The 9,756-nt window shown below is 43.9% G+C and carries 7 protein-coding genes; 1 reads left to right on the top strand and 6 read right to left on the bottom strand.

What is annotated here, in order from left to right; genetic code table 11:
• From arsC to H6S82_RS08275, 5 genes are all read right to left on the bottom strand, one after another.
• Positions 1-335: arsenate reductase, glutathione/glutaredoxin type (gene arsC, locus H6S82_RS08295; protein ID WP_191056145.1), on the bottom strand; the 335-nt coding region annotated here is incomplete at its 3' end.
• 179 nt (positions 336-514) lie between these two features.
• Positions 515-1,669 (bottom strand): ACR3 family arsenite efflux transporter, encoded by a 1,155-nt coding sequence (arsB, locus tag H6S82_RS08290; protein ID WP_190466305.1) that lies wholly within the window; start codon positions 1,667-1,669, stop codon positions 515-517.
• A gap of 243 nt (positions 1,670-1,912) precedes the next feature.
• Positions 1,913-2,233, bottom strand: a complete 321-nt coding sequence (locus H6S82_RS08285) for a metalloregulator ArsR/SmtB family transcription factor (protein WP_190466340.1) — start codon at positions 2,231-2,233, stop codon at positions 1,913-1,915.
• 52 nt (positions 2,234-2,285) lie between these two features.
• On the bottom strand, positions 2,286-3,263 hold the full coding sequence (arsM, locus tag H6S82_RS08280) for an arsenosugar biosynthesis arsenite methyltransferase ArsM (protein ID WP_347339474.1): 978 nt from the start codon (positions 3,261-3,263) through the stop codon (positions 2,286-2,288).
• A gap of 72 nt (positions 3,264-3,335) precedes the next feature.
• Positions 3,336-5,759: a PAS domain S-box protein gene (locus H6S82_RS08275; RefSeq protein ID WP_190466310.1), complete on the bottom strand. Its 2,424-nt coding sequence runs from the start codon at positions 5,757-5,759 to the stop codon at positions 3,336-3,338.
• Positions 5,760-5,860: 101 nt separating this feature from the next.
• Here H6S82_RS08275 and H6S82_RS33915 point away from each other — a divergent pair, with 101 nt between their 5' ends.
• Complete coding sequence (locus H6S82_RS33915; protein ID WP_255512247.1) at positions 5,861-5,983, top strand: hypothetical protein; 123 nt, start codon at positions 5,861-5,863, stop codon at positions 5,981-5,983.
• On the opposite strand, the gene H6S82_RS08270 is transcribed toward H6S82_RS33915, so the two are convergent.
• The coding region (locus tag H6S82_RS08270; RefSeq protein WP_191056144.1) for a PAS domain S-box protein at positions 5,963-9,756 on the bottom strand (3,794 nt) is incomplete at its 5' end. The two genes, H6S82_RS33915 and H6S82_RS08270, sit on opposite strands and share 21 nt — an antisense overlap.

Below are 9,756 nucleotides of genomic sequence, written 5' to 3'. Positions count from 1 at the left end.
AAAACTTCGATCGCTTGTCCGTCGGGATCGTCCAGTTGCCAATCTTCAAAAACTTCGCGCATCACCCAATGTTCTGGTAAGTTCACTCCACAGCCGCACAGAGATATGACGATATCGTAGTCTTGGGGTTTAAAATCGCTCAAAGGTTTTGATGTTTGAGAAGTGATATCGATGCCAATTTCATCCATCACTCGAACGGCAACTTGATTAACGTGGCTCGCTTCCAGTCCGGAACTGGTAACAGATATTTTACCTTGTCCTAGCCTGCGAGCAAATCCTTCTGCCATTTGGGAACGGCAAGAGTTTTTCTTGCAAACGAACATGACTTTTTTCATAGGTTTTTAAGCAGGGTAAACTATATTTTGTCCGGTTGTATCGGTTGTATATAAGCGATACAAAAGATTATCTGTGGAGATCGGGGGTTAAATTTTTACCGCAGATGTAAGCAGATAAACGCAGATGGACGCGGATAAGAAAGCGATTTTTTATCCAACCGATGCTACCGGAGTTGAGATTATTCAAAATAACCGATACAGCGGGGGTCTCGCAATGACGCTTTTTCGGGAGTGCGGGGAAACCAAAATGCCGTTTGTTTGCAAAGTTTTACCAGCATAAGCATTACGGGAACTTCAATTAAAACGCCTACTACTGTGGCTAGTGCTGCGCCGGAATTTAAACCGAAAAGCATGACAGCGGTGGCGATCGCAACTTCAAAATGATTGCTAGCACCTATCAGCGCAGCGGGTGCAGCATCTTCATAAGGAAGTTTCATTTTTAAAGCTGCTACGTAACTAATTAGGAAAATAAAGTTGGTTTGGATAAACAGCGGTACTGCGATTAGCAGAATGTGTAGGGGATTGTTGACAATTAGTTCTCCCTTGAAGGCAAACAGAAGGATTAATGTCAGTAAAAGCGCTGCGATCGCAATTGGATTGAGATACTTCAGAAAGCGATGTTCAAACCACTCTCTTCCCTTATTTTTGAGAATCCAGTAACGGCTGTACATTCCAGCAGCTAAAGGCAAACCCACATATATTAACACTGATAGCACAATTGTTTGCCAAGGTACTACCAGATCGTTTGCTGCTAACAACCACCTCCCCAAAGGTGCGTACAGAAACAGCATTGTCAGAGAATTTACTGCTACCATTACTAGAGTATGTCCCTGATTGCCGTAGGAAAGATATCCCCACATCAGTACCATCGCTGTACAAGGAGCGATTCCTAATAAAATTGTCCCGGCAATATAGGAGTTAGTTAGCGCGACTTCAGCGCCGCGAATTAGTTCGTTTCCTGGAATTAAAGGGCGAAACAGCCACCCCAAGAAAAACTGTGCAAAAACTACCATTGTAAATGGCTTGATTAACCAGTTTACTACTAAAGTAAGGATGACTGGTTTGGGCGATCGCATTGCATTTGCTGCTTGGGTAAAGTCGATTTTTACCATGATGGGATACATCATGAAAAACAAACAAATGGCAATGGGAATCGACACTTGATAAACGCTCATTGCATCAAGTGCTACCGCTACACCTGGGAATAATCTACCCAGTGCGATGCCAGCCAAAATGCACAAAAATACCCAGACAGTGAGATATTTTTCAAAGAAACTGAGATTGCTTCCAGCATTAACTGGAAGTCTACTCGATCGAGACTTATTTGTATTCATTATCATTACCTGAATTTGGGATCGGCTATGAGAGCCGATCCCATGCAATACTGGTCGGTGTCTTTCCCCCAGATCGAACAGTTTAGGGGTACAAATCTATCATTTCAAAAAAAATTGATTTGTCAAGTGGGTTTTAAGGGAAATAAACAAATAATCTTGTTAAGAAAGTTGATGGATTATACTAAATCCGGGTTAACTACCCTTTTTTGTGCCTCATTGTCCCTTCTCCCGCTCCCCACTCCCCTATTTGCAGGGGCGGGCGGGCAGCATGGTACTGAAGCGACGGAACTCTGCCAGGTACTGTTCTAGGACGACAAACTGAGATAGATTGAGGCTGTAGTAAATCCAGCGTCCTTCCTGACGGGCGAACACCAAGCCCGCTTCTTTAAGGGTTTTCAGGTGAAACGAGAGTTTAGATTGAGTGACGTTCAATCGATCGCAGAGTTCGCAGACGCACAGCTCTTGAGAACGCAGCAGATCTAGGATCTGAAGCCGCAGGGGGTCAGATAGGGCATGAAAGCCAGCAACGATAGTATCCGGTGCGATCGCAGGTAGGTTTAGCATCAAGTTTTCTTGAAACGTCTCTTCAGCTATCCTACCTGATGAATCATGGAGTTCAGCAGCAACCGCCACCAGTGTAGTGCCAGGTGGAATCGGTGATTAAAATGTCATTTGACTTCATTGAGGCAAACTTAGCGGCAGTTTTATCGCACACAGCTGCTGGGACGCCACGCTGGAGGATATGTCCGGCGGAATCATCAAAAAACTCTTCCGCACCCATGTAAATTGCCGTTTTGCCGGTGAAAATACAAGGGCCATCTTCTGGAATTATCACTTTGAAGGAAACAGAATCAAGACTTTCCAATAGCAACGGTGCTTCCAAATTGTAGTTTTGACAGTCCAGAAGTCGGTAAGGACGACGGGCGCGGATTTCGACTTGACCGAAACCAGCACTGACGAGTTGCTGGATATACTGCTCGTAGGTTAAAGCGCCAGATAGGCACATAGCCCGCAAGCGATCGTCTTGTTGCAGGTGTGCCGGAATCGGACGAGTAGCAATGGGGTCGCTCATCAGCAGGCGTCCCCCCGGTTTGAGAACTCGGTAGGCTTCTTGCAGGGCTTTGGCTAAGTCGCTTGGTGCAAAGATATTAAACAGACAATTTTGAGCGACTACATCCACAGAAGCGTCTGGCACCGGCAGGGCAAAAGCATCGCCTTCCCGAATTTCCACATAACTGGGCTCAAACCAGTCATTTTTTAAGGCTGCGATCGCTAAATTGCGGTTAGCTGCTTCGCGCATGGCGGCGACCGGATCGACAGCAATTACGCCTGCGGGACGGCGGGAAAAGTAAGCAAATTGCAACGCTTCTAAGCCCCCACCTACGCCTACGTAAAGCACAGTTGGTTCGCCTGCCAGTTCGGTGGGATGTACGGTGGTGCCGCAACCATAGTTCATTTCGCGCATCTGACAGGGAACTTTCAGTCCTGGCAGTTGTAGGGGACTGCTTTGCACGCAACACAGACCTACTTGCGGTGTCTGTGCTACTTCCGAGTAAAATTCTGCGGCAGTTTCGAGATAACTCATTTTTGCCATCTGTAATTAGTTATTAGCTATTAGTCATTAGTGATTAGCTATTTGTAATTTGTCAATAATCCTTATCTTTTTTTAACTTTCCTGTCGAATAGGAATCTCAATGATAAACTCTGTCCCTTTACCTTGTTCGCTCAAACAGCGCAACTGTCCTCGGTGTTTTTCCACTACGATTTGGTAGCTAATCGACAAACCCAAGCCAGTACCTACACCAACAGGTTTGGTAGTAAAGAATGGATCGAATAGTTGCGATCGCACTGACTCGCTCATACCTGGGCCGTTATCGATGATGCGGATCGCTACGCAGTTGCTGTCCCACACTTCGGTGCGAATGCAAATACTGGGTAATGGGTGAGATTTTTCCTTACTACCCTCTTCCAGCGCGTCAATAGCATTCGTAATAATATTCATAAATACTTGATTGAGTTGACCGGGGTAGCAATTAATTTTAGGCAATTTCCCATATTCTTTAATTATCTGGACGCCCGGATGATCGGATCTTGCTTTGATACGATTGTGCAAAATCATTAAAGTACTATCGATACCTTCGTGAATATCGACTTCCTTCATTTGGCTTTCATCAAGCCGCGAGAAATTTCGCAGCGACATCACAATTTCGCGAATGCGATCGGCTCCTACTTTCATAGAAGACAATAGTTTCGGTAAATCTTCCATCAAGAATTCTAAGTCGATCGATTCCGCTTCTGCTTGGATTTCAGGTATGGGATTGGTGTAATGCTCTTGATAAAGTTCCACTAAACCCAAGAGGTCTTGGGCATATTCGCTGGCATGGCAGAGATTGCCGTAAATAAAGTTAACTGGGTTGTTAATTTCGTGGGCAACACCAGCCAGCAACTGACCCAAAGAAGACATTTTTTCACTCTGAATCAGTAGGGATTGAGCTTGTTTGAGTTCTTCTAAAGCTTGTTGAAGTTGGCAAGCTCTTTCTCGCTCTCGCGCTTCCGAATTTCGCAAAGCTTCCTCAGCTTGTTTGCGTTCGGTAATGTCGCGGGCGACACAATATATTAGCCCTTCTGCCACGACGGGAACGCAACTCCATGCCAGCCATTTGTAAGATCCATCTTTGCAGCGAAAGCGATTCTCGAAGTAGGGAGTAGTAACACCGCTGTTGAGCTTTTCTACTTCCGCAACTGTAGCAGCTTGGTCTTCAGGATGAACAAAATCGAAAAACGGTAGATTGAGGAAATGGGAGAGAGTATGGCCGAAGGTGTTTTCCCAAGCGGGATTGAGCCGTTTAAAATAGCCGTCCACACTGGCGACGGCAAGCATATCAAAAGAAAGATGAAAAATGCGGTTTAGTTCGGCTTGTACTTGCTTGCGATCGCTGATATCTTCAACTACTGCGATCGCATACTTGGCTGTGCCGTTAGAAGAACGTCGCAGGGAAACCGTCAAATTAATCCAAACAGACGCTCGATCTTTGCGAAGGTAACGCTTTTCGATGGAATAGTTCTGAATTTCACCTAACAATAACTGACGCAAATATTCCATGTGAAGATTTACGTCGTCGGGATGGCTAATTTCCTGAAAAGTGCTACTCAGCAACTCTTCGCGGGTGTAACCTACGATGTCGCAAAGTTTTTGATTAACTCTTAACCACCGACCGTCTAATCCAATATGAGCTATACCGACTGCTGCTTGCTCAAACGTGGCGCGGAATCGCTGCTCGCTTTCTCGCAATTCCTGTTCGATTCGTTCGCGATCGCGTATTTCCCGGCGTAGCTTTGCCAATGCTACAGCCATATCGGCGCTACTTGCCTCATCACTGGCTAATAATTTATCAATTTCTTCTTCTATGCAACGATGAGAGGGTAGCACGAGGAATTCATCGAATTCATCTCCTCTGGCGATAAAGGCAGTTTGCTCAGTCCAGCAGTTTCTCCCGAACAGTTTGGTGCAGTATCCTGCCAGTTTGCCGGCTAACATAGCGCTACCCCAGCAGACACCAAGAGCTTTTTGATACCTCGCTTCCCAAGATTTTTTCACTCGGAAGCTACATTCTTGCTTTTCCCAATCTAGCGATACCAGCTGCCAATTTCCCCAACCTGCGACGAAAGCTACTTTACTCAGTTCTTGGAAACCTTCCGCAAAGTTGGGAAATTGGGAAATCACCTGCCAATCAGTTTCTACGCTTTTACGTCCCTCCCTTTGCAGGATGAGCGCAAAACGCTCTGTCCCTACCATTGCCTGCACGCCAGCCATCAAGCTAGCTAAAGTGGTATCGATCCACATCATCGCTACGGGTAAGTTTCCCAGCAGACATTGCTCCTGGGGATGCCATTCTATATCGAGTCCGCAGATGCGGATTTTGCGGATATCTGTCTGTGGCAATTGGGATTCTAATTCCACAATGCGATCGGACAGTGCCACCGCTTGCGATGTACGATCGGCTACATTGGCTTTGAGATCGTCAATCTCTTGGCGCAGAAGTGCCAACTCATCAATCAGTTGTTCTTTTGTTTTTTCACAATCTCTCACAAGGCGCTTCTCCCCGATCTTCCTCATTCAAACTTATTCCATCAGAAACCCGGTTGCTCAGGTTTTGTGGAAAATTCTGCAAGATGTGAGTTTTTGGACATTTGGCAGATCTAACCCAACCTATTACTAATATGGCTCAGGCAGACAATTATTTGAAAGAGTTAGCAGAGCAGAAAACCCAAACCTTACAGGGAATGCGATCGCTAGTTCCAAAAATCATCTAACTCCAGATCCCCTGCTTCTGCCTGGATTTCTTGGAAATAATCGCTTTGAGTAATGGCAGCAACTTCCTGTTGGCGCTTTTGCTGGTCAATTTCAATGCGGAGTTCTTGCAACTGGCGTTTGAGTTCTTCTTCTTTGCGCCTGCGTTCGGTGACATCTTGAATAATCCCTTCAAAATAAAGCACATTGCCATCTCCGTCGCGAACTGCACGGGCATCTTCCTGTACCCAAATGATACTGCCATCTTTGCGATAAGCTCGATACTCAAAGTTTTTCACTTTCCCTTCTGACTGCATCTGTTGATAGAAGTCATCCAAGCTGCTAGAGTCAACATAAATTTCGCTACCAATGTTGCCGACGGAAGCGATCATCTCATCCGCAGAATCGTAACCATAGGTACGTGCCATCGCCGGATTAACACTGATGTAACGACCGGAAGGAGTAGCTTGGAAAATCCCTTCTAGGGCGTTTTCAAAGATACTGCGGTAATTTTCTTCTGCGATCCGCAGTTCTTCATTTTTGGAGATCAGTGTTTGATAGAGGCGGGCATTTTCTAGAGAAATAGCTGCTTGGGACGATAAAATTTTGAGAACTTCCAAGCGATCGGGGGTAAAAGCACCTGTAGTGAGATTGTTTTCTAAGTAAAGAATGCCGATCGCTTTGCCTTGATTGACAATGGGAACACACAATAATGATTTCGGTTGGTGCTTGATTATATAGCGATCGGCTGCGAAGGTTGAATCTGTTGTCGCATTTGCCAGTACTAACACTTCTTCGGTACGAAAAACATAATTAATTACTGACAGAGGTATCTCTTCGCTTTCGCTGACAGGCACTGAGGGCAGGACTTTGACGGCAAGGTTTGTCTTATGACTATTTTCATTCTGTGAGCGATGATTTTCTAAATTCGGACACCCCGTTACAGCTTCAAGAACTAAATTTTCTCCCGAAATCAACATAAGAGCGCCTTTCGATGCTCCCGCATTTTCAATCGCTACTTCCATCAGCTTGGAGAGCAATTTACCCAAATCGATTTCTCCAGAGATAGCTTGAGAAGCTTTGATTACAGTTCCCAAATCCAGAAACTGGGACATACCGCCACTGGTAGAAGTGACGGTTGCTTTCTTCATCTCAAGAATTGTCTCTTGTCTGTCAAAGCTAGTTGTTTCTGGCAGAAACTCCGAGAGCAATTCTGGATAGCGTTTTTGTAAATCTGCAAGTTTTGCTGTAGCTCCCCAACGCTCGTAAGTGTAGTAGGCATCAGTTAGATATAATTTGGCGATTTTTTCTTTGCCCCACGCCAGATACATTTTGGCATAAAGTTCGTAAGCTAGGGCTTCTTCGTGGATAAATTCATTTTCTTTCGCGAGGGCGATCGCACGATCGTAGTAATAAGTTGCTTGCGTAAAATTACCAAGCACTCGATGCTGCTCTGCCTCCACCAAATAATATTTATGCAGATAATTCATCGGCGCATAGTACGTCCATTTCTGCATATTATCTTGATTCGCTTTGACTTTTTTGAATAGCTCGCCCCTATTCTTTTTCGTTTTATTAAATGTCTCTAAACGAGCTAAAGAATCATATAAATAAAATGCCGGAACGCTCAGCATTCCTGTCATACTGTCTAAATATTCTTCTGCCAAAGCAGCATTTTCAACAGCTTGATATGGCTGTCCGAACAGATAATAGAGAATCTGTTTGCTTAAATATATATTATGAAGTCCGATGCGATTATTTGTCGCGTGAAAATCTGCTAAAGATTGTTCCTCATTATAAGCTTCCCCCATTAAAACGCACGAATTTTCCGATTGTCCTTTTAAGTTCAATACTACTTGTCGAAATATTTCATTATAATTCAACGGTTTTTCTTGCTTCAACTGAGCTAGGGCATTACTGAAGGTTTTTATTTCTCGTTCAAGCTCTGTTAGTTCCAAACCGCAGAAAAAAGAGTACTGACATTTAAAAAATGCCGAATACCCTACGTGTTGCATATCTCCTGTTTCCAGTCCGCTTTTGTAGGACTCTTGCAGCAGCGATAAAGTTTCCCTGGCTTTATGTTTGCGATGCCAAGTAAACATCGGCACTTTGAAGAATATCTTACTCTTCAATTCTTTAGCATTTAAACGTTCCAATAACTTGAAAGCTAGTTCTCCAAATTGATAACCGTTTTCAATATCTTGGAACAGCCCGCATAAAATTCCCGCGTAATCAGCATAACTAGAAGTTGATAAGTTTGCGTTCCCATATTTGATAGACAACTTCACCTGTTCAAGACCCATCAGCATAAACAGGGGCGGGATAAGATTGTAGGCAGCAGGTGCTAAACTCGATATAATTCTCAGAGCTGCTTGTTTGCTGGCATCTTGCATCAAAGGCAGATTAATCAAGTCAGGTATGTTCTTACCTTTCAAATAAGCATTTGTTTCTTCTAATCCCCGCTGAATATCCGACTGCGTAGGCGAATTCGGTAAATCTACCCCCAATAGCTTCAGCACTTCTAGACCAACTTTAAGCGCCTCGTGTTGGTTAATTTGAGTGTAGGTATAAATTTTGGCTTCATAAACTTTCACTTTGTCGAGAACAGTTTTTGCGTGTTGCAGGACAACTGCTGCGAATTTTTCCATCTGCTCAAAGTCACCGTTTAAGTAGGACGCCTCTGTGACAGATTCGTACAGTCCCAAAGTTAAGTCATACTGATTTTGCCAACTAGAATCTGGTAACAATTCTATGCCAACAGTTAAATACCTAATAGCAGCTGCATAAGCAGTAGACGTCATAGCCTTACGTCCGGCAATTAGGTTTAACTGTGCAAGTTCGAGCCGTTCAGTTTGTTTGGTAATTAACTCTTTGCCAATATTTAATTGGTTGACAATATCAAAAATAATTTCTTCCCTTTCTTCGGAAGGAGTATTGCTTAATAACAGCTGCCCTATTTTCAGGTGAGTTGATTGTTTTTGGGATTCAGGGATCAGAAAATATCCAGCTTGCTGTACCCGATCGTGCAAAAATTTATAACGTACAGACGAATGGCGATCGTCTGCACTCGTAGGTTCAGATTCCTGAAATAGCTTGTAAACTTCCCCAACAGGAATAACAAGTCCTTCTTGCAAGGCTTTCCACAAATCAGCCGCTGTTTCGCCTTGAGATTTCTCGTGTACTATTGCCAGAGTTGCCAAGTCAAATTGGTTGCCGATACAAGCTCCCAATTTCAAAACTTCACGAGTATTGTCTGGAAACTTTTGCAACTGAGTTGCCATAAACTCGACTATATCATCGCTGAGGGATAGCGCCCGTACTCCTGCGATATCGCACTGCCAATAGCCGCTATTAAAGTCAAAAAATATTAAGCCTTCTTCATATAAGGATTTCAGAAATTGATTGCTAAAGAAAGGATTCCCTTTGGTTTTTTGAAAAACCAGTTCTGTTAAGGGCATTGCTCGTAATGGCGGACAGCTAAGGGTATCGGCAATCAAGCGATTTAGGGAAGTTTGGTTTAGCGGTGCTAATATAATTTGATTAATTATCGCTGATTCTTTGCGGATTTCGTCCAATGTGAGCATGAAGGGATGGGCGTCGGAAACTTCGTTATCCCGATAAGCACCAATTAGCAAAAGATTTTGGGTATTTTTATCGCTCATCAGCAATTGCATCAATTTTAAAGATGCTGAATCTGCCCATTGTAAGTCATCCAAAAAAATGACGAGGGGATGCTCTTTCGTTGCGAATACTTGAATAAAATTTTGAAATAGCAAATTGAAGCGACTTTGGGCTG

It is taken from the genome of Planktothrix sp. FACHB-1355 (assembly GCF_014748295.1).
GTDB lineage: Bacteria > Cyanobacteriota > Cyanobacteriia > Cyanobacteriales > Aerosakkonemataceae > Aerosakkonema > Aerosakkonema funiforme_A.
The sequence above is the reverse complement of the archived record's forward strand: the minus strand, read 5'-3'. Positions and strand labels throughout refer to the sequence as shown.

Excerpts from the sequence above, each read along its gene's own strand:
- arsB (WP_190466305.1), bottom strand. The coding sequence starts at position 1,669 with ATGAATACAAATAAGTCTCGATCGAGTAGACTTCCAGTTAATGCTGGA.
- H6S82_RS08285 (WP_190466340.1), bottom strand. The coding sequence starts at position 2,233 with ATGCTAAACCTACCTGCGATCGCACCGGATACTATCGTTGCTGGCTTT.
- arsM (WP_347339474.1), bottom strand. The coding sequence starts at position 3,263 with ATGGCAAAAATGAGTTATCTCGAAACTGCCGCAGAATTTTACTCGGAA.